Origin of the sequence: Ketogulonicigenium vulgare WSH-001 (assembly GCF_000223375.1) — a bacterium.
In the GTDB taxonomy this organism is placed as follows: domain Bacteria; phylum Pseudomonadota; class Alphaproteobacteria; order Rhodobacterales; family Rhodobacteraceae; genus Ketogulonicigenium; species Ketogulonicigenium vulgare.
Window position 1 is genome coordinate 2,192,193 of sequence record NC_017384.1, and the last position, 24,265, is coordinate 2,216,457.

Genomic DNA, 24,265 nt, shown 5'->3' on the forward strand with positions numbered 1-24,265 from the left:
AAAAATTGCGCGGATTGACGCCTGCCTACCGGCTGACCGCATAAAGTTGGGCGGCGCTTAAAAAACTGGCGGCTTTTGTGCGCGTCATTTCAGCAGCTTCTTCGTCCTCGCCCCATTGGGCAATCTGCCAGTTCTCATCCAGACGCGACAGGGTCCAGGCCTCATCCGCGCTCAGGCGGCCATGCGCCACCGCCAGTCCCAAGATCAGCGAGCCGGACAGGCTGACGAGGTCGTGAAGGGCGGCAAGGCCAATATCGGAGTGTGCGGCGACGGCGTCTTGCAGGCGCGACAGCGCGATCGGGTCCTGAGCGACGGGCATGATTCCCTGCTGCACGACCAGCCTTGCGCCAAAATGATCCGCCGCCCAATCCAGCAATGGGTCCCACTGGGCGGCCTGATGCTGCGCCAAAGCGTCACTCTCTTCCTCGCGGTAGCACAGCATATCGGTGCCGCCATAGCCGGCAATCTCGGCCACAACGGCGTCGCGCTTTTCGCCGATATGGTCGATCGCGACATTCACTGCACGCGTAAAGGGCATCGTATCGGGGCGGATGACCTCGCCCTGCGCCTGCCATTCATCCGCGACGGCCTGCGCCAGTTCAGCACTGCCGACCAGAAGATGCGCTTTCGCGGGGGTGCGCAGCGTGCGGCTGTCTAGCAGCACGGCCCAAGCCTCGCCCTGCTGCGAGATTGTCGCCTGTTTCCAAAAACGTTTGGGGGCCCAGTCAGCCATCGGCCAGCTCCGTCATCTGGTCAAAAATCGGCGCGAGTTCGTCGAATCGCGAAATATGGTGATCGGCGACCAGCAGCTCGGGCGCGTGATAGCCCCAGCCAACGGCGATCCGGCGCACACCTGCGGCGGCGGCCATATCCATGTCGAAACTGGTGTCGCCCACCATCACCGCATGGCGCGCCGCGACACCGGTTTCCGCCAGCGCGGCCAGCACCATCGAGGGGTGCGGCTTAGACGGGTGATCATCCGCAACCTGCGTGCTGTGGAACAGGCCGCGCAGCTCGTGCTGGTCCAGCATTGCCTCGAGGCCGCGCCGCGATTTGCCGGTGGCGATGGCCAGCATCGTGCCCGGCGCGCCCGCCAATTGCAGCACCGCATCGCGCGCGCCGGGGAACATCGGCGCATCATGCCCCTGCAGACGCATGGTGCGAAAACTGTCCTTATAGGCCTGCACCAGATCGTCGCGCAGGGCCTGCGTGGCGGTGGGGGCAAGGCGCACCATCGTCTCGGGCAGCGACAGGCCGACAAGGCGCAGCACATCCGCCCGTGCGGGCGCGGCAAGCGAAAGCGCGGCAAAAGCCGCCTCAGCACTGGCCACGATATTATTCTGGCTGTCGATCAGCGTGCCATCGACATCGAAGATCACCAAACGCATTATTTATCCGGCATGTTGAACGGGTCGAGCGGCGCATGTGCCACGTTCCAGCCCAGATAATCCCACGTGCTTTGCATATGCGCCGGCAGCGGCGCCTGCAGTGTCAGCGTCTCTTTGGTGATCGGATGTTCGATGATCAGCGTGCGCGCATGCAGGTGCAGCTTGTTCTGCACGCCGCCGCCAATGCCCGCGCCCCAGCCGTCGCCCGCGTTTTCCGCGTTCGAGCCGCCATATTTGCCGTCACCGATGATCGGATGGCCGATTTCAGCCATATGCGCGCGCAATTGGTGCGTGCGGCCGGTGATCGGCACCAGCGCCATCCACGCCATACGCTGACCCGCCTGATCTTGCACCGCGTAATCGGTATGGGCGCGCTTTGCGCCCTCGGTCGTGGCGACGGCGGCGGGATGGACGCAATGCATCTTTTCATCACCGCGACGGCCCATTTTCACCAGACCGTATTTCACCGAACCGGCCCAAGGGGTCGGGATACCGGCGACAGCGGCCCAATAGATCTTGCGCACATTGCGATGACGCAACGCCTCGGACAAAGCCCGCGCGACGCGATCGGTGCGCGCCAGCAGCAACAGACCCGACGTGTCCTTATCCAGACGGTGCACCAGCTTCGGGCGGTCTTTATAACCGAACATCAGCGCCTCGGTCAGGCCATCGACATGGCGATCCCCCAGACCCGAGCCGCCCTGCGAGGGCAGACCCGGCGGCTTGTTCAGCACGATGATATGTTCATCTTTCCACAGCACAGCGGCTTGGATCATCTCGGCATCCGAGCGCGTGACGCGCGTGCGCACGGCCATCGGGGCCTGCTGCTCGATCTCGGCGCCCAAGGGCGGGATGCGCACGTTCTGGCCGTCTTCAAGGCGCGCGTTCGACTTGACGCGACCGCCATCGACTCGCAGCTCGCCCTTGCGGCACATCTTTTCAATCTGACCCTGAGTCAGATTGGGGAATTTCTTGCGCAGCCAGCGGTCCAGACGCAGATCGCCCTCGCCCTCAGCCACGGTAATGGTTTGCACACCACTCATATCATCGTCCTCGCAATCATCGCGCCAGCAAAGACCGCCAGCACGGACAGACCCACGGATCCGCCCATATACACCAAAGCCTCCAGCGGACGGCCCGCCTCGATCAGGCGCAGGCTATCCAGCGAGAAGGCCGAAAAAGTCGTGAACCCGCCCAATATTCCGGTCATCAAGAAGGCAGGCATGATCCCAGATCGCGGCAGCATCACCCATAGCACGCCCATCAGGGCCGAGCCGATGACATTTACCACAAGGGTTCCGACCGGGGCAGCAACGACCATCAAGGCCAGCGCCCGCAGCACAGCACCGATGGCTCCGCCTGCCGCAATCAGGATCAATGAATTCAGCATCCGCACGCCCTGCCCCGCAAGGGACGCAATGTCAATCACCACCGTCGCGCGTCTGACGTTTCGCACGCAATCCGGCAAAGAATTCGACCCGTTTCTTCAAATCCCGCTCGAACCCGCGATCGACGGGCAGATAATAGACCCCGCGCTTCATGCCATCGGGGAAATAGTTCTGGCCTGAAAACCCGTCCTCGGCCTCGTGGTCATAGGCATAGCCCGCGCCATATCCCTGATCTTTCATCAACCGCGTGGGTGCGTTCAGGATATGTTTGGGCGGCGCGGCAGATCCGGTTTTGCGCGCGGCGTCCTTGGCGGCGGAATAGGCCATGTAACCCGCGTTCGATTTGGGCGCGAGCGAGAGGTAAATCAGCGCCTGCGCCAGCGCGAGTTCCCCCTCGGGGCTGCCAAGACGCTCGTAGGTCTCCCAGGCGTGCAGGCAGATCGTCTGCGCCTGCGGATCAGCAAGGCCGATATCCTCGACCGACATCCGCACCATGCGGCGGGCCAAAAAGCGGGGGTCCTCGCCGCCCAGCAGCATGCGGTTGAACCAATACAGCGCCGCATCAGGATCGCTGCCACGCACCGATTTATGCAGGGCCGAGATCAGATTGTAATGCTCGTCCCCCGATTTATCGTAACGCACGGCACGCTTCATCAGGCGGCGCGACAGATCGTCGGTGGTCAGCGGCTGCTGCACGCGCCAGGCCATGACCTGTTCGATCAGGTTCAACAAGGCGCGGCCGTCGCCGTCCGCCATCTCTAGCAGCGCATCACGGGCGGGGCCGTTCAGCGGCAGCTTGCGCGCCAGTTCTTGTTCGGCGCGCTGCGCCAGGCGCTCAAGATCAGCCAGCGTCAGCCGGTTCAGCACCAACACCTGCGCCCGCGACAGCAGCGCAGCATTCAATTCAAACGAGGGGTTTTCCGTCGTCGCCCCGACCAACACGATTGTGCCATCTTCCATATGCGGCAGGAAACTGTCCTGCTGCGCCTTGTTAAAGCGATGGATCTCATCGACGAAGAGCAGCGTGCCCTGACCGTTTGCGCGGCGCAGGCGGGCGCCCTCGAACACCTTTTTCAGGTCAGGGACACCGGTGAAAATCGCACTGATCTGCACAAAGGCCAGCGATGTCTGATCGGCCAGCAGCCGCGCGATGGTGGTCTTGCCAACGCCGGGCGGCCCCCACAGGATCAGCGAGGACAGCGAATGCGAGGCCAGCATGATGCCCAAGGGTGCATCCGCCCCCAGCACCTGTTCCTGTCCGATCACATCCCCCAGCGCACGCGGGCGCAGCCGGTCGGCCAACGGGCGCGGGCCTGCGGGTTTTTCAGGGCTGTCAGCTGTGTCAAAAAGGTCTGGCATAGGCTGATATATAAGGGGTCGCCCGCCGCATTGCCAGCGCAGCGGGCGGGCACTGGTTTCTAGTGCAGGTTATCCGCGAAATCGATCCAGACCGCCTGATAGTCGATGCCGCCCATATTCATATTGCGGCCTGCCGCGCTCATCTTCAGGCCGCAGCGCGCCGCCCAGCGGTTCCAGTTCGACGGCAGCAGCGCCACCATTTTGCTGATCCCCTCGCTGCGGGCAGCGGTCATCATCTGCTGCACCAATTGCACACGCGCCCGCGCCCGCAGGCCCGCGGGCAGATCGTTCGAGACAAAGCCGCGGCTGACCTCCCACACCCCGGTCTCGATCGGGGCGGTCTCATAGAGCAGGTCGGTCGGGATCGTCTCGAGCAGGCCGCGCTGTGCGTCGTGGATCATGTAGGTATAGATCCCACATTGCGCGGTCGATGGTGTCAGGCGCACCCCCGCCATGACGCGGCCCGTGTCATCATGCACAGCCACCCAGCGCGAGGCGGGCGTGTCATATTGGTCAAATTCCATTCCCATCGCTTCGGGAAGGTCCCATTGGCGGCGGATAATGAACGATTCGCGTCTTGCGCGCAAAATATTAACGAAAAGCTCGCCATGGTTGTGAAGATTGGCGAAGGAAAGCGTTGTGCTTTGCATGGTTTCTCTCTGGTGAGGTGGTTGAGGGGCAAGGCCCGGCTCACACCGTCACAAGAGAGGATTCACAGCAGTCGGTAGTCTCTGGCCCGCTGAATGGCTTCGGCCGTTGTGCGGGCCAATAATGCGGTCCGTGCGGCTGTCAGCCGCGCTTTCAAGGCGCTTTCAGAAATATTCAGGCGTGCCGCAGCGGCTGCATGACGATCTCCCTCAGCGATGCATCGCAAGGCCTCGATCTGCGCTTCGGTCAATGACCGGGGGGGCTCGGTAAAGTCGTGAAGCCGGCTGATAAGACCGGAAAATTGGGCGATCTCGTCATCGGAAAACTCGCGGTCACCGCGGGTCGCCGATGCAATCGTGCGTGATTTCATAGGCCCGACCGAAACAGACAGGCCATAGATCATGCCGAATTCCCGCGCCTGCCCCATAATATTGAACGGGTCGGGAAGGTCGATTTCGCTCCAACGCGCGGTGCCGATCGTGCTGAACCCCCAAGCAATAATCGGATCGCGTAGTGCAAAGGCCTCCTCTGTGTAACGTTCTGTCCAGCCCCGCGGGAAAGATTGATAATGCAGCATTGGCATTCCGAACCGGATGTGGAGTGCGTAGAAGATCCCACCCGGCGAAAGTGCTTCAAGTTGGGCTATGTGCTTATCAATACCTATACGCAGGGACATATCTTTTTAGACAGGTTACACAGGGCGCAGTCAACACACCGTCGTCGCTGGTGGATGGCCCTGTTGATGAATGTCGGGCCGCATGGCCCCAACGTCAATGGGTGTGAATAAATTCCAGTCAAACGTGTGAATAATCACGCGACATAATGTTTAAAATAAGGCCCAAAATAAAGCCAAAACAGAAATTGGCAAAAGAAAACCCCGCCGCGCGATCGCGGGCGGGGCCTTGATTTGCCACAAGGGCGAAGCTTTTATGCTTCGACGATGTCTTCGGCTTCCAGACGGGCGCGGTCTGCTGCGCCTTTGGCTGCGACGTCGCGGTCGACAAACTCGATGATCGCCATCGGAGCCATGTCGCCATAACGGAAACCAGCCTTCAGCACCCGGACGTAACCACCGTTACGGTCCTTGTAGCGCGGGCCCAGGATTTCGAACAGCTTGGCGACGTGGATGTCTTGCTTCAGACGGGCGTCGGCCTGACGGCGGGCGTGCAGGTCGCCGCGCTTGCCAAGGGTCACCAGCTTGTCAATGACGCGCTTCAATTCTTTGGCTTTGGGCAGAGTCGTTTTGATCTGCTCGTGCTCGATCAACGAGCCGGCCATGTTTGCGAACATCGCTTTGCGGTGTTCGTGGGTGCGGTTCAGCTTACGATAGCCACTACCATGGTTCATGAGTTTAACTCCTAAATTTTACTTTGTCTGGCACCGGTCATGGTCGGTGCGCCCTTGGGGCTTTAGGCCCTAGTAAACGCGGGGCAGTTTCCCACCCCGCGAATGTCTTAGAACTGGTCTTCGTATTTCTTGGCCAGCTCTTCAATGTTTTCCGGCGGCCATTCCTCGACATCCATGCCAAGGTGCAGACCCATGCCCGAAAGCACTTCTTTGATCTCGTTCAGCGACTTGCGGCCGAAGTTCGGGGTGCGGAGCATCTCGGCTTCGGTTTTTTGGATCAGGTCGCCAATGTAGACGATATTGTCGTTCTTCAGGCAGTTTGCCGAACGGACCGACAGCTCCAGCTCGTCAACCTTCTTCAGCAGAAGCGGGTTGAATTCAAGGCCGTCATCCGCCGCGCCGCCCAGAGCCGATTCAGGCTCGTCGAAGTTCACGAAGATCGACAGCTGGTCTTGCAAAATACGCGCAGCATAAGCCACCGCGTCTTCGGGCGAGAGGCCGCCATTGGTTTCGATCTTCATCGTCAGACGGTCGTAATCCAGCACCTGACCTTCGCGGGTCGGCTGCACGTCATACGAGACCTTCTTGACCGGCGAATACAGCGCATCAATGGCGATCAGGCCAATGGGCGCATCTTCGGGCTTGTTGCGGTCAGCCGCGACATAGCCTTTGCCGGTGTTGACGGTCAGTTCCATGTACAGCGACGCACCATCATCCAGGTGGCAGATCACATGGTCCTTGTTCAGGATCTCGATCCCGTTCGATTCGCTGATGTCGCCAGCCGTGACGACAGCCGGGCCTTTGACCTGGATCGACACACGACGCGGACCTTCGACATCCATGCGGATGGCGACGCCCTTCAGGTTCAGAACGATATCAGTCACATCCTCGCGCACGCCAGTGATCGAGGAGAATTCATGCAAGACGTTGTCGATCTGCACGGCCGTAATAGCGGCACCTTGCAGCGACGACAGCAGGATGCGGCGCAGCGCATTGCCCAGCGTCAGACCGAAGCCACGCTCTAGCGGCTCGGCAACGATGGTCGCTTGACGGGCCGCATCGGCACCCGGGCGAACATCGAGTTGGGTCGGCTTGATAAGCTCGGACCAATTCCTGTGGATCATGTGTCCCTCCATTCCTGTCCGTCCCCATGTCCAGATGGACGGACGCCCGAGGTTGCAATGACGAAGGCAGGGCCGCTCCGCAGTCGGAGTGGCCCTGCCAACAGGGTTCGTAGATTAGACGCGACGACGCTTCGGCGGACGGCAGCCGTTGTGTGCGATCGGGGTCACGTCGCGGATCGACGTGATGTTAAAGCCGATAGCGGCCAGCGCACGCAGCGCCGACTCACGGCCCGAACCGGGGCCTTGCACTTCGACTTCCAGCGTCTTCACACCATGTTCCTGCGCCTTACGGCCAGCATCTTCGGCAGCCATCTGAGCCGCATAAGGCGTCGACTTACGCGAGCCTTTGAAGCCCATCGTGCCCGACGACGACCATGCGATCGCATTGCCTTGCACGTCCGAGATCAGGATCTTGGTGTTGTTGAACGACGAGTTCACATGCGCCACGCCAGCGGCGATGTTCTTGGAGACCTTCTTCTTGCCCCCACGGCGGGTATCACGAGCCATGTCGGAGTCTCCTTACTTCTTCTTGCCGGCGATGGCCTTTGCGGGGCCTTTGCGCGTGCGGGCATTGGTGTGCGTACGCTGACCGCGAACCGGCAGGTTGCGGCGATGACGCAGACCACGGTAAGCACCCAGATCCATCAGACGTTTGATGTTCATGCTCACTTCGCGGCGCAGGTCGCCTTCGACGGTGTAGTTCGCGTCGATATGTTCACGAATCGCCAGGACTTCAGCGTCCGACAGTTCGTTGACACGACGGGTCGGCTCGATACCGACAGCCGCGCAGATAGCTTCTGCCGAAGTCGGACCGATACCGGTGATGTAAGTAAGAGCGATAGGTACGCGCTTTCCAGTCGGGATGTTAACGCCGGCAATACGTGCCACGTTGCTTCCTTTCGTTGCGATTCCGTAGTCCCGGAACCTTTTTTCACAACGACAGCCCGCAGATTCAAATCCTTGGGCCATCAGTTCAGGTAGTCTCGCCCATTAAAACGTGCGCGAAACAGGCGATTCTGCCCCGCAATGCGGGATGGGCTTCATTAAGGGGGAAATGATGCAACGTCAAGCCCACCTCCCCCATAAGATCAAAGCTTTGTCGGACCGTCGAGAAAGCCCGCGATCTGGCCCGAGACTTCGCTGATTTCCGCCAGCCCGTCCACCATGCGCAACTTATGCGCGTAGTAGTAATAGCCGACCAAAGGCGAGGTCTGTTTGTAATAGGCCATCAGGCGGGTCTTGAGCGATTCGGCATTATCATCGGCGCGGCGGGTAAAGGTGGTGCTGCCGCAAACAGTGCATTTGCCATCCGCCGGGATCGGCTTGGTGACATCGTGGTAAACCTCGCCGCAGCTTGCGCAGGTCGAGCGACCCGACACGCGTGCGACCAGCACTTCGTCATCCACTTGCATCTCGATGACATGTTCGATGTCCTGACCGATTTCGCTCAGCAATTTGCCAAGCGCATCGGCCTGCCGCAGCGTGCGGGGGAAGCCATCAAAAATATAGCCGCCCGTCGCATCGCCACTTTCCAGACGCTCGCGAATAAGACCAATGACGATCTCGTCGGTGACGAGGTGACCTTTATCCATCACCTCTGCCACGCGCTTGCCCATCTCGGTTCCCGAGGTACGGGCCTCGCGCAGCATGTCACCCGTCGAGAGCTGAACCATTCCGCGTTGTTCGACCAGGATCCGGGCCTGTGTGCCTTTGCCGGCGCCCGGCGGTCCCAGTAGGATAATATTCATCGACGCGAAGGTCCTTTTGCCTTGGGTTTAGTCGTTGTCGTTTTACGGCCGCGCAGTTGCGATTTCTGGATCAGACCTTCGTATTGGTGCGCCAGAAGATGCGATTGAACCTGCTGGATCGTATCCATCCCGACCGAAACAATAATCAGGATCGAGGTGCCGCCGATATAGGCGGTGATGCCCAGCTCGGTGCGCAGCAGATCAGGCAGCAGCACAACCAGTGCCAGATAGCCCGCGCCCAGAACCAGCACGCGGTTCACGACGTAATCCAGATATTCAACCGTGCGCTTGCCCGGGCGGATACCCGGAATAAAGCCGTTTTGGTTCTTCAGGTTGTCGGCGACATCCTCGGTCTTGAACGCCACTTCCTTGGTGTAGAAGTACGTAAAGAACACGATCATCAGCACCGTCAGCAGCAGATAAAGCGGTTGGCCCTGACCAAAATAGGCCAGAATCCAGCTCATGACCGGGCCAGTGGCCGCGGTGCTGCTAAAGGTTGCAAGCGTCGTCGGCAGCAGCAGCAAGGTCGAGGCGAAAATCGCCGGGATCACGCCCGCCGGGTTCACCTTGATCGGCAGATGCGACGAGCCGCCGTCATAGATCTTCATCCCCACCTGTCGGCGCGGATATTGGATGTGGATCTTGCGCAGGCTGCGCTCCATGAACACGACAAAGGTCAGTGTCAGCAGCACGACAACCAAGATCAGCAGGATTGCACCCGTACTGATGGCGCCCGTACGGCCCTGGACAAAGAACTGCGCCAGTGCAGCCGGAATTTCCGCGATGATACCGATGAAGATGATCAGCGAGATACCGTTACCGATACCGCGTGCGGTGATCTGTTCACCCAGCCACATCAGGAACATCGTGCCGCCAACCAGCGTCACAACCGCGTTCAGACGGAAGGCCAGACCGGGGTCGGTCACCATGTTACCGGCCTCAAGGCTGACAGCGATGCCGAAACCTTGGAAAATCGCCAGAACCAGCGTGCCGTAGCGGGTGTATTGGTTGATCTTGCGGCGGCCTTGCTCGCCCTCTTTCTTCAGTTGCTTCAACGGCTCCCAAAGCGAGGCCAGAAGCTGCACGATGATCGAGGCCGAGATATACGGCATGATCCCCAGCGCGAAGATACCCATGCGCGAAAGCGCACCGCCGGTGAACATGGACAGCATACCGCCAATGCCGGCAGCTGCGCCTTCCATGAAATTTTGAAGTGCCAGATCGTCAATACCAGGAACCGGGATATAGGTCCCGAGACGGTAGACGATCAGCAGCATGATGGTGAAGAAAATGCGCTGGCGCAGCTCGGTTGCCCGGCCAAGGGCCGACCAGCTGAGGTTTGCCGCCATTTGCTCTGCTGCAGATGCCATGCGAGGGCGCTCTCTCTGTCATGAAAGCGCCGCCACCCGGTCTGTCCAGGCAGCGGCACAGGAAAAGATAACAGGAAGTTAGGCGCGACGGGCGCGCCTTACAACCGTTTACTCGGCCGCAGCAGCGTGAAGAGGAATGATCTTCACCGAACCGCCAGCCTTTTCAACCGCTTCGACTGCGCCTTGCGACGCGCCGGTGACGACGAAAGCGACTTTAGCAGTCAGCTCGCCTTTGGCGAGGATGCGGATGCCGTCCAGCTTGCGACGCACCAGACCCGAAGCGATCAGCGCTTCTTCGGTGACTTCGCCTGCGATGTCCAGCTTGCCGAGGTCGATGAACTTCTGGATCAGACCCAGGTTCACAACCGAATAATGCTTGGCGTTGGGCTTGTTGAAGCCACGCTTGGGCAGACGACGGTAGATCGGCATTTGGCCGCCTTCAAAACCGTTGATTGCCACGCCCGAACGCGAGCTTTGACCCTTGATACCACGACCACCGGTCTTACCTTTGCCCGAACCCGGACCACGGCCAACGCGCTTACGGCGTTTGGTTGCACCTTCGTTATCGTGCAGTTCATGCAGTTTCATGTCGCTCTCCTTATGCCGGAATTGGCGACCCAGCGACGGAGAAGCCAAACACGGAAAAAATGATGGGCAGGGATTACCCTGCCCGAAGGAAAAGGCCAACCCCGATTCCTCGGGATTGGCCCAGTCTTTTAGCCACGCTCTTCGATGATCTCGACGAGGTGGGAAATCGAATTCACCATACCACGGACCGAAGGAGTATCCTCCAGCTCGCGGGTGCGGTTCATCTTGTTCAGCCCCAGACCGATCAGCGTAGCCTGCTGTTTAGCAGGACGACGAGCGGGCGAGCGAACTTGCTTGACGACGATGGTCTTAGCCATTTGTCAGCTCCTTACGCTTCGACGGCTTCGGCGGCTTCGCCGGTGCGGTGCAGAATGTCAGCGACTTTCTTGCCACGACGCTGGGCAACCGCACGGGGCGATTGTTCCGACTTCAGGGCATTCATGGTCGCACGGATCATGTTGTAAGGGTTCTGCGAACCCAGCGACTTCGAAACGACGTCTTGGACGCCCAGCATTTCAAAGACAGCACGCATCGGACCACCCGCGATGATCCCGGTACCGGGAACTGCGGTGCGCATCACGATACGACCAGCGCCGTGGCGCCCTTCGATATCGTGGTGCAGCGTGCGGCCTTCGCGCAGCTGAACGCGGATCATGCTGCGTTTCGCTTGCTCGGTTGCCTTACGGATCGCTTCGGGCACTTCTTTCGCCTTGCCCTTGCCGAACCCTACGCGGCCCTTTTGGTCACCGACGACCACCAAGGCTGCAAAGCCCATGCGGCGGCCGCCTTTGACGGTCTTGGACACGCGGTTGATCGCCACGAGACGATCGGCGAATTCCGGGGCGGCTTCCTCGCGGTCGCGACGGTCCCGGCGGTTTTCACGTTCTGCCATATCTCGTCTCCTTAGATCTTCAGGCCGGCTTCACGCGCGGCATCGGCCAGAGCCTTGATCTTCCCATGATAGACGAAGCCACCACGGTCGAAATAAGCTTCCGACACACCGGCAGCCTTGGCACGCTCGGCGATAGTCGCGCCGATCTTGCTTGCTGCTTCGATGTTGTTCTTGCCGACGTAGCCCAGTTCCTTCTCGAGCGTCGAAGCTGCGGCGACAGTTACGCCCGCTACGTCGTCGATCAGCTGGACGCTGATGTTCTTGGACGAACGGTGAACCGACAGGCGAAGACGCCCCGCGTTCACTGCTCGCAATTTGTTCCGAACGCGCATACGGCGCTTCAGGAACAGTTCCCGCTTGCTGCTTGCCATTATCGCGTTCCTTACTTCTTCTTCCCTTCCTTGCGGAAGATGAATTCGCCTTTGTACTTGATACCTTTGCCTTTATAGGGCTCGGGCGCTTTCCATTCACGAATGTTTGCCGCCACTTGGCCAACGCGTTGTGCGTCGATACCTTCGATGACGATTTCAGTCTGCTTGGGCGAGGTCACGGTGACGTCCTTCGGAATTTCGAAGTTTACGTCATGCGAATAGCCAAGCGACAGCTTCAGGACATTGCCTTGGAGGTTGGCGCGGTAACCCACACCGGTGATCTCCAGCTCTTTGCGGAAACCCTTGGTCACACCAGTGATCAGGTTTTCCACCATCGAGCGCGACATACCCCATTGTTGGCGGGCACGCTTCGACAGGCCACGCGGCGTGACGGTGACAGCACCGTCTTCCACTGCCAGCGTTACGTCGTCAGTCGCCTTGAAGTTCAAAGTACCTTTGGGGCCTTTGATTTCAATCGACTGGCCCGAAACGGTCGCGGTGACGCCGGCGGGGATTGCCACAGGCTTCTTACCAATACGAGACATTCCAGGACCCCCTTAGAATACGGTGCACAGCACTTCGCCGCCAACGTTGGCAGCACGTGCATGTGCATCGGACATGACGCCCTTGGGAGTGGAAACGATCGAGACGCCCAGGCCCTGACGGACCGACGGCAGATCTTTCACACCCATGTACACGCGACGACCCGGCTTGGATACGCGTTTGATTTCGCGGATCACGGGGGCGCCTTCGTAGTACTTCAGGCCGATTTCAAAGGTGGGTTGGTTGTTCGCGTCGACACCCGATTCGTAGCCACGGATGTAGCCTTCGTCGAGCAGGACATCGAGAACCCATGCGCGCAGCTTCGAAGCGGGCGTGACAACCGTCGAGCGGCCACGTGCTTGCGAGTTGCGGATGCGGGTCAGCATATCGCCGATAGGATCATTCATTGATCGCTCTCCTTACCAGCTCGACTTGACCATGCCGGGGATCTCGCCGTTCGAGCCAAGCTCGCGCAGCATGATCCGGCTGATCTTCAGCTTACGGTAATAGGCGTGGGGACGCCCGGTGAGTTGGCAACGGTTGTGCAGGCGCGTTGCGGACGAGTTGCGGGGCAGCTCGGCCAGCTTCAGCGAAGCCTTGAAACGCTCTTCAACCGAAGCGTTTTTGTCGTTAGCGACAGCCTTCAGCGCAGCGCGCTTTTCGGCATACTGAGCGACGAGTTTCTCGCGCTTCAGTTCGCGTTCGACCATGGATTTCTTAGCCATAAATCTCTCTCCTGCCGCGCTTAGCTGTTGAAGGGCATGTTGAAGTGTTTCAACAGCGCCTTGGCTTCAGCATCGTTGTTCGCGGTCGTGCAGATCACGATGTCCATGCCCCAGTTCTCATCGATCTTGTCGAAGTTGATCTCGGGGAACACGATGTGCTCTTTGAGGCCGGTGGCGTAGTTGCCACGACCATCGAAGCTTTTGCCCGACACGCCGCGGAAGTCGCGGATACGGGGCATTGCAACGGTGATCAGACGGTCAAGGAACTCGTACATACGATCGCCACGCAGAGTGACTTTGGCGCCCAGCGGCATTTCTTCACGGACGCGGAAGCCAGCGATCGACTTCTTTGCCTTGGTGACGACGGCCTTTTGACCAGCGATGGTCGACAGGTCTTCTTGCGCCGACTTTGCCTTTTTGCTGTCGCGAACGGCTTCCGAACCGCAGCCGATGTTCAGGACGATTTTGTCCAGACGCGGGATCTGCATGTCGTTCTTATAGCCGAACTCTTCCTTCAGCGCAGCGCGGATGCGTGCGGTGTAGTCAGCCTTCAGGCGCGGGGTGTAAGTTGCGTTATCCAGCATCAGAGCGCATCCCCAGTGGTCTTGGCGAAGCGCACTTTCTTGCCGTCTTCCTCGCGGAAGCCGACGCGGGTGGCTTTGCCGTTTGCATCAACGATGGCCAGGTTCGACAGGTCGAGCGGCAGCGCTTTGGACTGACGGCCACCCTGGTTGGTCTGGCTTTGCTTTACGTGGCGGATCGCAACGTTCACGCCATCAACGATGGCACGGCCGGCTTTGGGGTCAACGCTGACGATCTCGCCAGTTTTGCCTTTGTCCTTGCCGGTCAGAACGACGACCTTATCACCTTTACGGAGTTTGGCAGCCATTACAGCACCTCCGGCGCAAGCGAGATGATTTTCATGAAGTTCTTTGCGCGCAGCTCGCGCACGACCGGCCCGAAAATACGGGTGCCGACGGGCTCCATGTTGTTGTTCAGGATGACAGCCGCGTTGCGGTCAAAGCGGATGGCAGTGCCATCCTCGCGACGGACTTCCTTGGCGGTGCGAACGACGACAGCCTTACGGACGTCACCTTTCTTCACGCGGCCACGCGGAATAGCTTCCTTGACGGAAACGACAATAATGTCGCCCACGGAAGCATACCGGCGGTGCGAACCGCCCAATACCTTGATGCACTGAACTCGGCGGGCGCCGGAGTTATCAGCAACATCCAGGTTGGTCTGCATCTGGATCATGTGGTTTCTCCCGACCTTACGGGGGCCTGGCAGTCAGGCCTTATCCCGGGGTTTCGATTAAAAGGTTGCAACCGTCAGCATTAACCGACGATGACTTCCCAGCGCTTGGTCTTCGACTTGGGCGCACATTCTTGAATGCGAACCATGTCGCCAATCTTGAACGTGTTGGCTTCGTCGTGCGCACGATACTTTTTCGACTTACGAACAGTCTTCTGCAGCAGCGGGTGCTTGAAGCGACGCTCGACCAGGACGGTCACGGTCTGTTCGTTCTTATCCGAGGTGACGACACCCTGAAGGATACGCTTGGGCATATCTTAAGCCTCCGAAGCAGCAGCTGCTGCTTTTTGGTTGAGAATAGTGTTCACACGCGCAACGTCACGACGGACGGCACGAATGCGCGAGCTGTTCTCAAGCTGGCCGGTTGCTTGTTGGAAGCGCAGGTTAAACGCTTCTTTCTTCAGAGCACCAAGATCTTCCCGAAGTTGCTCGGGCGTCTTGTCACGCAGTTCTTGGGCTTTCATTCCCATTTCCCCTACTTGCACCAGAAGGCCCTTTTGAAGGTGACCCTGAGTCTGGTGGGTTATTTTGTCTAGAATCTGACTTGCCGCGCATAGCACCGTGGGGTCAGCCACGCAAGGGCAAAGAGTCTTATTCCTTGACCCCAAGGAAATGCGACCCAAACGAAATGGGACCCACAGCAAATGGGCGCCGCAAAAGAAAACCGCCGCCCCGTTGCCAGGGCGGCGGTCTAACTGTCGATAAGCCGATCAGCTTACCAGTCTTCGCGAACCACAGTGCGGGTCTTGACCGGCAGCTTCATCGCGCCCAGACGCAGCGCTTCGCGTGCGATGGTTTCGGAGACGCCGTCGATCTCGAACAGGATGCGGCCAGGTTTAACTTTGGCTGCCCAGTATTCGATGGAACCCTTACCTTTACCCATCCGAACTTCGGTGGGCTTACCGGTCACGGGGGTGTCCGGGAAAATACGGATCCAAACACGGCCCTGACGCTTCATGTAACGCGTGATCGCACGGCGAGCCGCCTCGATCTGACGCGCAGTGACGCGCTCGGGTTCGGTCGATTTCAGAGCGAAGGTACCGAAAGCCAGCGTCGAGCCGCCTTTCGCTTCGCCGTGAATCCGGCCTTTGTGCAGTTTGCGGAATTTAGTGCGCTTCGGTTGCAGCATCTGCTCTACTCCTTAGCGATCGCCGCGGCGGCCGCCAGCGCCACGCGGAGCGGCAGTTTCCTGCGCTTCGGTGATACGACGGTCATGTGCCTGCGGATCGTGTTCCAGGATCTCGCCCTTGAAGATCCAGACCTTGATCCCGATGATACCATAGGCGGTCTGAGCTTCAGAGAGCGCGTAATCGATGTCGGCGCGCAGGGTGTGCAGCGGCACACGGCCTTCGCGATACCATTCGGTACGGGCAATTTCTGCACCGCCCAGACGGCCAGCAACGTTCACACGGATACCCAGGGCACCCATGCGCATTGCGTTTTGCACCGCGCGCTTCATGGCACGACGGAACGAAACGCGACGCTCAAGTTGCTGTGCGATCGACTCGCCAACCAGTGCGGCATCCAGCTCGGGCTTGCGCACTTCAACGATGTTGAGGTGCAGCTCCGAATCGGTCAGGGCCGACAGCTTCTTGCGAAGCGTCTCGATGTCAGCGCCTTTTTTGCCGATGATGACGCCCGGACGGGCGGCATGGATCGTGACGCGGCACTTTTTGTGCGGACGCTCGATCACAACATGGCTGATGCCAGCTTGCTTGGCTTCCTTACGGACGAAGTCCTTGATCTTCAGGTCTTCGAGCAGGAGGTTGCCGTAGTCTTTGGTATCGGCGTACCAACGGCTGTCCCAGGTCCGGTTGACCTGAAGACGCATGCCGACGGGGTTAACCTTGTTACCCATTAGGCTTTCTCCTCGACCTGACGGACGGTAATGGTGATTTCCGAGAACGGCTTCATGATCTTGCCGAAGCGGCCACGGGCACGCGGACGACCGCGCTTCATTACCAGGTTCTTACCAACAAAGGCTTCGGCAACGATCAGGTTGTCGACGTCCAGGTTGTGGTTGTTCTCGGCGTTTGCAATCGCGGATTGCAGGCACTTCTTGACGTCCTGCGCGATACGCTTCTTCGAGAAGGTGAGGTCTGTCAGAGCCTTGTCAACCTTCTTGCCACGGATCAGACCGGCAACAAGGTTCAGTTTTTGCGGGCTCGTGCGAAGCATGCGGGCTTTCGCCATCGCTTCGTTGTCAGCCACGCGGCGGGGATTAGCTGCCTTACTCATGACTTATTTCCGCTTCGCTTTTTTGTCCGCAGCGTGCCCGTAGTAGGTACGGGTCGGCGAATATTCACCAAACTTTTGGCCGATCATTTCTTCGGTGACAGCAACGGGGATATGCTTATGCCCGTTGTAGACGCCGAACGTCAGGCCGACGAATTGCGGCAGGATTGTCGAACGACGCGACCAGATCTTGATCACTTCGCTACGGCCAGATTGACGCGAAGCTTCGGCTTTTTTCAGCACGTAAGCGTCAACAAAAGGGCCTTTCCAAACAGAACGAGCCATGGATTAGCGCCCCTTCTTGGCGTGACGCGAACGAAGGATAAGCTTCGACGACGCCTTGTTCTTGTTACGGGTACGGGTACCCTTGGTGCCCTTACCCCACGGGGTAACCGGGTGACGGCCACCCGAGGTGCGACCTTCACCACCACCGTGCGGGTGGTCGATCGGGTTCATCGAGACACCGCGAACGGTCGGACGGACGCCCATGTGGCGCTTACGACCGGCTTTACCCAGGTTCTGGTTCGAGTTGTCGGGGTTCGACACGGCACCGACGGTGGCCATGCATTCCTGACGCACCAGACGCAGCTCGCCCGAGGACAGGCGGATCTGAGCGTAGCCGCCATCGCGGCCGACGAATTGAGCGTAGGTGCCTGCAGCGCGCGCCAATTGGCCGCCCTTGCCGGCTTTCAGCTCGACGTTGTGAACGATCGTACCGATCGGCATGCCCGAGAAGGGCATCGCGTTACCGGGTTTCACGTCGGTTTTAGCGCCAGCAACCACTTGGTCACCCACAGCCAAACGCTGCGGAGCCAGGATATATGCTTGCTCGCCATCTTCATATTTGATCAGCGCGATGAATGCAGTCCGGTTCGGATCGTATTCGATCCGCTCAACGGTGGCTGCAACGTCGAACTTACGACGCTTAAAATCCACAATGCGGTACAGACGCTTTGCGCCACCGCCTTTGTGCCACATCGTGACGCGTCCGGTATTGTTCCGGCCACCCGACTTGGTCAGGCCCTCGGTGAGGGTCTTGACAGGGCGACCTTTCCAAAGCTCCGAACGGTCGATCAGAACCAGCCCACGCTGGCCAGGCGTCGTCGGTTTATACGACTTCAATGCCATGCTTCTGTCTTCCGTTTGCTTTGCGGGCAGTCATGCCCGACACGTGAAGGGCCCCGAAGGTCCCGTTAGGCGTAAAAGCTGCGGCCGGGAACGAATCCCGGCCGCAGAATGGGCAGTCCCTATTAGAGACCGGTGGAAACGTCAATGGTGTTACCCTCAACCAGGGTAACATAGGCTTTCTTGACGTCTTTGCGCGTGCCGAGTTGGCCGCGGAAACGCTTGACCTTGCCTTTGGTGATGGTCGTGTTCACGGCCTTCACCTTGACGCCGAACAGGGCTTCAACAGCGCCCTTGATCTGCGGCTTGGTCGCGTCGATCGCAACTTCGAAAACAACAGCGTTCGATTCCGACGCCAGCGTTGCTTTTTCAGTGATGATCGGCTTGCGGATCACATCGTACTGTTCGGGTTTGGCGGTCATTTCAGACGTGCCTCCAGAGCTTCGACAGCCGCTTTGGTGAGCACCAGAGTGTCACTGCGCAGGATGTCGTAGACGTTCGCACCCATCGAGGGCAGAATGTCCAGGTTAGCGATGTTGCGCGCAGCGCGGGCAAAGCCCTCATCAACGGCAGCGCCGTCGATCACAAGCGCACGCTTCCAGCCCAGGTTCGACAGCTGCTTTGCCAGCAGTGCGGTCTTGGCTTCAGCGACGGTTGCAGCTTCGATCACAACCAGCTCGCCTGCTTTGGCTTTCGCCGACAGGGCGTGCTTCAGACCCAAAGCGCGGAACTTTTTGGTCAGGTCATGCTCGTGCGAACGCGGGGTCGGGCCTTTGTAGACACCACCGTGACGGAAGATCGGTGCCTTTTTGGAACCGTGACGTGCGCCACCGGTGCCTTTTTGGCGGTAGATCTTCTTGGTCGAGTAGCTGACTTCCGACTTGCCCAGGACCTTGTGGGTACCTTGTTGGGCACGCGCACGCTGCCAACGCACCAGACGGTGCAGAATGTCTGCACGCGGCTCTAGCGCGAAGATCGCGTCGTTGAGTTCGACGGAACCGGCGGCGCCGCCGTCGAGATTGATCGCATCAATCTTCATTGTTCGCCTCCTTCAACGGCGACAGCCGTGTCACGCAAAGCTGCGGGGAACGCGATGTTCTCTGCGGGCTTTTTCTTGACGGCATCTTTGATGGTGACCCAGCCACCCTTGTTACCCGGGACAGCGCCCTTCACCATGACCAGACCACGGGTCGAGTCGGTGCGGATAACTTGCAGGTTTTGCGTGGTGACGCGGGCCGAACCCATGTGACCAGCCATCTTCTTACCTTTGAAGATGCGGCCAGGATCCTGACACTGACCCACCGAACCGTGCGAGCGGTGCGAGACCGACACACCGTGCGATGCACGCAGACCGCCAAAGTTGTGGCGCTTCATAACACCGGCAAAGCCCTTACCGATCGAAGTGCCCGAGATGTCGACGAACTGGCCGGCAACATAATGGTCAGCAATGATCTCGGCACCAACGGGAATCAGATTCTCGGGGGTGACGCGGAACTCAGCCAGCTTACGCTTGGGCTCAACCTTAGCAGCGGCAAAGTGACCGCGCATGGGTTGGGTGACATTCTTGGCCTTGGCGGTGCCAGCACCCAGCTGAACGGCGGTGTAGCCATCCTTCTCGACGGTGCGCTGTGCAACAACCTGCAGGTTTTCGAATTGCAAAACGGTAACCGGAACCTGACGGCCGTCCTCAAGGAACAGACGGGTCATGCCGATTTTCTTGGCGATCGTACCAGAACGCAGATTAGTCATGTTCTACGCTCCTTAGACCTTGATCTCGACATCAACGCCAGCAGCCAGGTCGAGCTTCATCAGCGCGTCCACGGTTTGCGGGGTCGGGTCGACGATATCCAGAAGACGCTTGTGCGTGCGGATCTCGAACTGGTCGCGCGACTTCTTGTCGATGTGCGGACCACGAAGAACCGTGAACTTCTCGATTTTGTTGGGAAGCGGGATCGGTCCGCGGACCGATGCACCCGTACGCTTCGCGGTCGATACGATCTCAGCCGTGCTGGCATCCAGCACGCGGTAATCGAACGCCTTGAGGCGGATGCGAATGGTTTGGCTCGAAGATGCCATTTTAGTGCCTTTCGCGGCTATAGGTTGAGAGGTGAGTGGGCGGGATTGCACAGCCACATCGAACCTAAATTCGTATGCGCACAGGGCGGGTTTTTCCCGCCCTGTCAAGACCCCTTTTACGGGGCAGTCTCAGAAACCGTCAAAAAGTGACGATTACTTGATGATGCGTGCGACGACGCCTGCACCGACGGTGCGGCCGCCTTCACGGATAGCGAAGCGCAGCTTCTCTTCCATGGCGATCGGCGCGATCAGCGTGACGTTGAACTTCAGGTTGTCGCCCGGCATCACCATCTCGGTGCCCTCGGGCAGCTCAACAGTGCCGGTCACATCGGTCGTGCGGAAGTAGAATTGCGGACGGTAGTTCGCAAAGAACGGCGTGTGACGGCCGCCTTCTTCCTTGGTCAGGATATACGCCTCGGCTTCGAACTCGGTGTGCGGGGTAACCGACTTGGGCTTGACCAGAACCTGGCCACGCTCAACGCCTTCGCGGTCGATACCGCGCAGCAGGATACCAACGTTGTCACCAGCTTCGCCGCGGTCCAGCAGCTTGCGGAACATCTCAACGCCCGTGCAGGTCGACTTCTTCGTGTCGCGGATGCCGACGATCTCAACTTCGTCGCCAACGTTGATCACACCGCGCTCGACGCGGCCGGTCACCACAGTACCACGACCCGAGATCGAGAAAACGTCCTCGATCGGCATCAGGAACGGCTGGTCAACAGCACGTGCAGGCGTCGGGATATACGTGTCGACAGCAGCCATCAGCGCGCGGACCGAGTCCTCGCCGATGTCTTTGCGCTCGCCGATCAGCGCCTGGTGCGCCGAACCTTGGATGATCGGAATGTCATCGCCGGGGTACTCGTACGACGAGAACAGCTCGCGGATTTCCATTTCGACCAGCTCGAGCAGCTCTGCGTCGTCAACAAGGTCAACCTTGTTCATGTAGCAGACCATGTAGGGAATACCCACTTGGCGGCCCAGCAGGATGTGCTCGCGCGTTTGCGGCATCGGGCCGTCCGACGCAGCACAGACCAGGATCGCGCCGTCCATCTGGGCAGCACCGGTGATCATGTTCTTGACGTAGTCGGCGTGGCCGGGGCAGTCAACGTGCGCATAGTGGCGCGCTTCGGTCTCGTATTCCACGTGAGCGGTCGAGATCGTGATGCCGCGTGCACGCTCTTCGGGCGCACCGTCAATTTGGTCGTATGCGCGGAATTCACCGAAATACTTCGTGATCGCAGCGGTCAGCGTCGTCTTGCCGTGGTCAACGTGGCCAATCGTGCCAATGTTAACGTGCGGTTTGTTACGTTCAAACTTTGCCTTTGCCATGATGGCTCCTTCAGAGATTTGGTCAGGCGGCTAGGCGCCGATTTCCAATGGGGTCAGACGGGCCGTTGCCGGCCCGCCCCGCCTGATCAGGCGTATTTCTTCTGGATCTCTTGCGAGATGTTCTCCGGCACGGCCTCATAGTGGTCGAACAGCATCGTGAACTGCGCACGGCCCGAGGACATCGAGCGCAGGTTGTTGATGTAGCCGAACATATTGGCCAGCGGGACCATCGCGTTGATCACGATCGCATTGCCGCGGGTATCTTGGCCTTGGACCATACCGCGACGCGAGGTCAGATCGCCGATGATCGACCCGGTGTATTCATCGGGCGTCACAACTTCGACCTTCATCACCGGCTCGAGCAGCTTCGCGCCAGCTTTCTTCAGGCCTTCGCGCATTGCTGCACGGGTGGCGATTTCGAAAGCCAGAACCGACGAGTCGACGTCGTGGTAAGCACCGTCAACCAGCGCAACCTTGAAGTCGATAACCGGGAAGCCTGCCAGCGGACCCGAGTCCATGACCGACTTGATGCCCTTCTCGACGCCGGGGATGTATTCTTTGGGAACAGCACCACCAACGATCTTCGATTCGAACGAGTAACCTTCGCCCGGCTCGGTCGGACGGATCTCGAGTTTGACGCGCGCGAATTGGCCGGTACCACCGGTTTGCTTCTTGTGCGTGTAGTCCAGATCTGCCGGGCCCGAGATGGTTTCGCGATAGGCCACTTGCGGCGCACCGATGTTCGCCTCGACCTTGAATTCGCGACGCATACGGTCGACCAGAATGTCGAGGTGCAGCTCGCCCATGCCCTTCATGATCGTCTGACCGGACTCGAGGTCGGTTTCGACGCGGAAGGACGGGTCTTCAGCAGCCAAGCGTTGCAGGGCCAGGCCCATCTTCTCTTGGTCAGCTTTCGACTTGGGTTCGACAGCGATCTCGATCACGGGCTCGGGGAAGGTCATGGTTTCCAGAACCACCGGGTTGGCCGGATCACACAGGGTGTCGCCCGTGGTGGTTTCTTTCAGACCTGCCAGCGCGATAATGTCGCCAGCGAACGCTTCGTCGATCTCTTCGCGGTTGATCGCGTGCATCATCATCATACGACCGACGCGCTCGCGCTTGCCTTTGGTCGAGTTGATGAGCTGATCGCCCTTCTTCAGAACGCCCGAGTAGATACGGGTGAACGTCAGCGAGCCAACAAAGGGGTCGTTCATGATCTTGAACGCCAGCGCCGAGAAGGGCTGCGCATCATCCGCCGAACGGGGGATGTTACGAATTTCTTCTTCGTCGCCCGGTTTGAAGCCCATGTAAGCGGGAACATCAAGGGGACCGGGAAGGTAGTCGATCACAGCGTTGAGCAGCGGCTGAACGCCTTTGTTCTTGAACGCCGAACCAGCCAGAACCGGAACGAAGGCCATCGCCAGCGTACCCTTGCGGATCAGCTTGCGCAGCTCGTCGGTCGAGGGCTCGTTGCCTTCGAGATAGGCTTCCATCGCAGCGTCGTCCATCTCGACAGCCAGTTCAACCAGCGTGGCGCGACGGGTTTCAGCTTCGTCTTTCAGCTCGTCACGGATCGGACGGTGAACCCAGCTTGCGCCCAGGTCTTCACCTTCCCAAACCCATTCTTCCATAGTCAGCAGGTCGACAATGCCTTCCAGCTTGTCTTCGGCACCGATCGGGAACGCAACCGGCGCAGGCGTTGCGCCCGTGCGGTCTTTGATCATGTCGAGACATTTTTGGAAGTCGGCGCCGATCTTGTCCATCTTGTTGACGAACACGATCCGCGGCACCTTGTAGCGGTCAGCCTGACGCCACACGGTTTCGGTCTGCGGCTCGACACCAGCGTTGGCGTCCAGCAGAGCAACCGCACCATCGAGAACCGCCAGCGAACGCTCGACTTCAATGGTGAAGTCCACGTGTCCGGGGGTGTCGATGATGTTGAAGCGGTGCTTCTCCGAGATCGGGTCTTTACCGTTGTAGGTCTGTTCCCAGAACGTCGTCGTCGCAGCCGAGGTAATGGTGATACCCCGTTCTTGCTCTTGCTCCATCCAGTCCATGGTCGCGGCGCCGTCATGGACTTCGCCGATCTTGTGGGACTTGCCGGTGTAATACAGGATGCGCTCAGTCGTCGTGGTTTTACCCGCGTCGATGTGCGCCATAATCCCGAAGTTGCGGTAGAGGTTCAGCGGATAATCGCGTGCCATGGATGGACTTCCTTACCAGCGGTAGTGGCTGAATGCCTTGTTGGCATCGGCCATCTTATGGGTGTCTTCACGCTTCTTAACAGCAGCGCCACGGTTGTTCGATGCATCCATCAGCTCGCCAGCCAGACGCTCTTCCATGGTGTTCTCGTTGCGCTTTTTGGACGCATCGATCAACCAACGGATCGCCAGGGCTTCGCGACGCTCGGGGCGCACTTCAACCGGAACTTGGTACGTAGCACCACCGACGCGGCGCGAGCGCACTTCGACGGAGGGTTTGATATTGTCGAGGGCTTCGTGGAACACTTCCACGGGGGCCTTCTTCGCACGGCCTTCAACGCGGTCGAATGCGTTGTAGACAATGCGCTCTGCGACCGACTTCTTACCGTCGACCATCAGGTTGTTCATGAACTTCGAAACAACCCGATCGCCGAATTTGGCATCAGGCAGAACTTCGCGCTTTTCAGCTGCGTGACGACGCGACATGGCTCAAC

37 protein-coding genes are annotated in these 24,265 nt (G+C 59.3%); all 37 read right to left on the reverse strand.

Features of this window, described 5'->3' with window-relative positions:
* Window positions 1–25: 25 nt before the first annotated feature.
* The 37 genes from KVU_RS10915 to rpsG all read right to left on the reverse strand — a co-directional run bounded on the left by KVU_RS10915 (window position 26) and on the right by rpsG (window position 24,257).
* A complete protein-coding gene (locus tag KVU_RS10915) occupies window positions 26–733 on the reverse strand; it encodes an ATP12 family chaperone protein (RefSeq protein WP_013385290.1) in 708 nt (235 codons plus the stop codon).
* Window positions 726–1,388 (reverse strand): HAD family hydrolase, encoded by a 663-nt coding sequence (locus KVU_RS10920; protein ID WP_013385291.1) that lies wholly within the window; start codon window positions 1,386–1,388, stop codon window positions 726–728. Before KVU_RS10920 ends, KVU_RS10915 begins: the two co-directional genes overlap by 8 nt.
* Window positions 1,388–2,431: an RluA family pseudouridine synthase gene (locus KVU_RS10925; protein WP_013385292.1), complete on the reverse strand. Its 1,044-nt coding sequence runs from the start codon at window positions 2,429–2,431 to the stop codon at window positions 1,388–1,390. Before KVU_RS10925 ends, KVU_RS10920 begins: the two co-directional genes overlap by 1 nt.
* Complete coding sequence (locus tag KVU_RS10930) at window positions 2,428–2,778, reverse strand: fluoride efflux transporter FluC (protein WP_013385293.1); 351 nt, start codon at window positions 2,776–2,778, stop codon at window positions 2,428–2,430. Before KVU_RS10930 ends, KVU_RS10925 begins: the two co-directional genes overlap by 4 nt.
* A gap of 31 nt (window positions 2,779–2,809) precedes the next feature.
* Window positions 2,810–4,135, reverse strand: coding sequence for a replication-associated recombination protein A (locus tag KVU_RS10935; RefSeq protein WP_013385294.1), 1,326 nt, complete (start codon window positions 4,133–4,135; stop codon window positions 2,810–2,812).
* Window positions 4,136–4,194: 59 nt separating this feature from the next.
* Window positions 4,195–4,785 (reverse strand): acyl-homoserine-lactone synthase, encoded by a 591-nt coding sequence (locus KVU_RS10940; RefSeq protein ID WP_013385295.1) that lies wholly within the window; start codon window positions 4,783–4,785, stop codon window positions 4,195–4,197.
* 62 nt (window positions 4,786–4,847) lie between these two features.
* On the reverse strand, window positions 4,848–5,459 hold the full coding sequence (locus KVU_RS10945; RefSeq protein ID WP_014538005.1) for an autoinducer binding domain-containing protein: 612 nt from the start codon (window positions 5,457–5,459) through the stop codon (window positions 4,848–4,850).
* Between the two features lie 251 nt (window positions 5,460–5,710).
* On the reverse strand, window positions 5,711–6,130 hold the full coding sequence (gene rplQ / locus KVU_RS10950; RefSeq protein ID WP_013385298.1) for a 50S ribosomal protein L17: 420 nt from the start codon (window positions 6,128–6,130) through the stop codon (window positions 5,711–5,713).
* Between the two features lie 107 nt (window positions 6,131–6,237).
* Window positions 6,238–7,254, reverse strand: a complete 1,017-nt coding sequence (locus KVU_RS10955; RefSeq protein ID WP_013385299.1) for a DNA-directed RNA polymerase subunit alpha — start codon at window positions 7,252–7,254, stop codon at window positions 6,238–6,240.
* 114 nt (window positions 7,255–7,368) lie between these two features.
* Window positions 7,369–7,761, reverse strand: coding sequence for a 30S ribosomal protein S11 (gene rpsK / locus KVU_RS10960; RefSeq protein ID WP_013385300.1), 393 nt, complete (start codon window positions 7,759–7,761; stop codon window positions 7,369–7,371).
* A 12-nt stretch (window positions 7,762–7,773) separates the two neighbouring features.
* Window positions 7,774–8,142: a 30S ribosomal protein S13 gene (gene rpsM, locus KVU_RS10965; RefSeq protein WP_013385301.1), complete on the reverse strand. Its 369-nt coding sequence runs from the start codon at window positions 8,140–8,142 to the stop codon at window positions 7,774–7,776.
* Window positions 8,143–8,342: 200 nt separating this feature from the next.
* Window positions 8,343–9,002, reverse strand: a complete 660-nt coding sequence (locus tag KVU_RS10970) for an adenylate kinase (protein WP_013385302.1) — start codon at window positions 9,000–9,002, stop codon at window positions 8,343–8,345.
* Window positions 8,999–10,372, reverse strand: coding sequence for a preprotein translocase subunit SecY (gene secY / locus KVU_RS10975; protein WP_014538007.1), 1,374 nt, complete (start codon window positions 10,370–10,372; stop codon window positions 8,999–9,001). Before secY ends, KVU_RS10970 begins: the two co-directional genes overlap by 4 nt.
* A gap of 108 nt (window positions 10,373–10,480) precedes the next feature.
* A complete protein-coding gene (rplO, locus tag KVU_RS10980; RefSeq protein ID WP_013385304.1) occupies window positions 10,481–10,960 on the reverse strand; it encodes a 50S ribosomal protein L15 in 480 nt (159 codons plus the stop codon).
* 128 nt (window positions 10,961–11,088) lie between these two features.
* Window positions 11,089–11,277 carry a 50S ribosomal protein L30 gene (gene rpmD / locus KVU_RS10985; RefSeq protein ID WP_013385305.1) on the reverse strand — a complete coding sequence of 63 codons (189 nt, stop codon included), beginning with the start codon at window positions 11,275–11,277 and terminating at the stop codon, window positions 11,089–11,091.
* Window positions 11,278–11,288: 11 nt separating this feature from the next.
* Window positions 11,289–11,852, reverse strand: coding sequence for a 30S ribosomal protein S5 (gene rpsE, locus KVU_RS10990; RefSeq protein ID WP_013385306.1), 564 nt, complete (start codon window positions 11,850–11,852; stop codon window positions 11,289–11,291).
* A gap of 11 nt (window positions 11,853–11,863) precedes the next feature.
* The gene (rplR, locus tag KVU_RS10995) at window positions 11,864–12,223 is read right to left on the reverse strand and encodes a 50S ribosomal protein L18 (RefSeq protein WP_013385307.1); all 360 of its coding nucleotides are present in this window, start codon (window positions 12,221–12,223) and stop codon (window positions 11,864–11,866) included.
* A gap of 11 nt (window positions 12,224–12,234) precedes the next feature.
* The gene (gene rplF, locus KVU_RS11000; protein WP_014538008.1) at window positions 12,235–12,768 is read right to left on the reverse strand and encodes a 50S ribosomal protein L6; all 534 of its coding nucleotides are present in this window, start codon (window positions 12,766–12,768) and stop codon (window positions 12,235–12,237) included.
* 12 nt (window positions 12,769–12,780) lie between these two features.
* Window positions 12,781–13,173 (reverse strand): 30S ribosomal protein S8, encoded by a 393-nt coding sequence (gene rpsH, locus KVU_RS11005; protein ID WP_013385309.1) that lies wholly within the window; start codon window positions 13,171–13,173, stop codon window positions 12,781–12,783.
* Between the two features lie 12 nt (window positions 13,174–13,185).
* Window positions 13,186–13,491: a 30S ribosomal protein S14 gene (gene rpsN / locus KVU_RS11010; RefSeq protein ID WP_013385310.1), complete on the reverse strand. Its 306-nt coding sequence runs from the start codon at window positions 13,489–13,491 to the stop codon at window positions 13,186–13,188.
* Window positions 13,492–13,511: 20 nt separating this feature from the next.
* Window positions 13,512–14,075 (reverse strand): 50S ribosomal protein L5, encoded by a 564-nt coding sequence (gene rplE / locus KVU_RS11015; protein WP_013385311.1) that lies wholly within the window; start codon window positions 14,073–14,075, stop codon window positions 13,512–13,514.
* Entirely contained in the window at window positions 14,075–14,380 is a 306-nt protein-coding gene (gene rplX / locus KVU_RS11020; protein ID WP_013385312.1) for a 50S ribosomal protein L24, read from the reverse strand. The genes rplE and rplX overlap by 1 nt, the downstream gene beginning before the upstream one ends.
* Complete coding sequence (gene rplN / locus KVU_RS11025) at window positions 14,380–14,748, reverse strand: 50S ribosomal protein L14 (protein WP_014538009.1); 369 nt, start codon at window positions 14,746–14,748, stop codon at window positions 14,380–14,382. Before rplN ends, rplX begins: the two co-directional genes overlap by 1 nt.
* Window positions 14,749–14,828: 80 nt before the next feature.
* Entirely contained in the window at window positions 14,829–15,059 is a 231-nt protein-coding gene (gene rpsQ / locus KVU_RS11030; protein WP_013385314.1) for a 30S ribosomal protein S17, read from the reverse strand.
* A gap of 3 nt (window positions 15,060–15,062) precedes the next feature.
* The gene (gene rpmC / locus KVU_RS11035; protein ID WP_044008216.1) at window positions 15,063–15,269 is read right to left on the reverse strand and encodes a 50S ribosomal protein L29; all 207 of its coding nucleotides are present in this window, start codon (window positions 15,267–15,269) and stop codon (window positions 15,063–15,065) included.
* A gap of 251 nt (window positions 15,270–15,520) precedes the next feature.
* A complete protein-coding gene (gene rplP, locus KVU_RS11040) occupies window positions 15,521–15,934 on the reverse strand; it encodes a 50S ribosomal protein L16 (RefSeq protein ID WP_013385315.1) in 414 nt (137 codons plus the stop codon).
* 12 nt (window positions 15,935–15,946) lie between these two features.
* A complete protein-coding gene (gene rpsC / locus KVU_RS11045; protein ID WP_013385316.1) occupies window positions 15,947–16,663 on the reverse strand; it encodes a 30S ribosomal protein S3 in 717 nt (238 codons plus the stop codon).
* The gene (gene rplV, locus KVU_RS11050) at window positions 16,663–17,043 is read right to left on the reverse strand and encodes a 50S ribosomal protein L22 (RefSeq protein ID WP_014538011.1); all 381 of its coding nucleotides are present in this window, start codon (window positions 17,041–17,043) and stop codon (window positions 16,663–16,665) included. Before rplV ends, rpsC begins: the two co-directional genes overlap by 1 nt.
* A gap of 3 nt (window positions 17,044–17,046) precedes the next feature.
* On the reverse strand, window positions 17,047–17,325 hold the full coding sequence (gene rpsS, locus KVU_RS11055) for a 30S ribosomal protein S19 (RefSeq protein WP_014538012.1): 279 nt from the start codon (window positions 17,323–17,325) through the stop codon (window positions 17,047–17,049).
* A gap of 3 nt (window positions 17,326–17,328) precedes the next feature.
* The gene (gene rplB, locus KVU_RS11060) at window positions 17,329–18,168 is read right to left on the reverse strand and encodes a 50S ribosomal protein L2 (RefSeq protein ID WP_014538013.1); all 840 of its coding nucleotides are present in this window, start codon (window positions 18,166–18,168) and stop codon (window positions 17,329–17,331) included.
* A 122-nt stretch (window positions 18,169–18,290) separates the two neighbouring features.
* On the reverse strand, window positions 18,291–18,587 hold the full coding sequence (locus KVU_RS11065) for a 50S ribosomal protein L23 (protein ID WP_013385319.1): 297 nt from the start codon (window positions 18,585–18,587) through the stop codon (window positions 18,291–18,293).
* A complete protein-coding gene (rplD, locus tag KVU_RS11070) occupies window positions 18,584–19,204 on the reverse strand; it encodes a 50S ribosomal protein L4 (protein ID WP_013385320.1) in 621 nt (206 codons plus the stop codon). Before rplD ends, KVU_RS11065 begins: the two co-directional genes overlap by 4 nt.
* Window positions 19,201–19,905: a 50S ribosomal protein L3 gene (rplC, locus tag KVU_RS11075; RefSeq protein ID WP_193365345.1), complete on the reverse strand. Its 705-nt coding sequence runs from the start codon at window positions 19,903–19,905 to the stop codon at window positions 19,201–19,203. Before rplC ends, rplD begins: the two co-directional genes overlap by 4 nt.
* Before the next feature lie 21 nt (window positions 19,906–19,926).
* Window positions 19,927–20,241: a 30S ribosomal protein S10 gene (gene rpsJ, locus KVU_RS11080; protein WP_013385322.1), complete on the reverse strand. Its 315-nt coding sequence runs from the start codon at window positions 20,239–20,241 to the stop codon at window positions 19,927–19,929.
* Between the two features lie 153 nt (window positions 20,242–20,394).
* On the reverse strand, window positions 20,395–21,570 hold the full coding sequence (tuf, locus tag KVU_RS11085) for an elongation factor Tu (RefSeq protein WP_013385324.1): 1,176 nt from the start codon (window positions 21,568–21,570) through the stop codon (window positions 20,395–20,397).
* An 86-nt stretch (window positions 21,571–21,656) separates the two neighbouring features.
* Complete coding sequence (gene fusA, locus KVU_RS11090; RefSeq protein WP_014538014.1) at window positions 21,657–23,774, reverse strand: elongation factor G; 2,118 nt, start codon at window positions 23,772–23,774, stop codon at window positions 21,657–21,659.
* Window positions 23,775–23,786: 12 nt separating this feature from the next.
* Window positions 23,787–24,257, reverse strand: a complete 471-nt coding sequence (gene rpsG / locus KVU_RS11095) for a 30S ribosomal protein S7 (RefSeq protein WP_013385326.1) — start codon at window positions 24,255–24,257, stop codon at window positions 23,787–23,789.
* Window positions 24,258–24,265 lie beyond the last annotated feature (8 nt).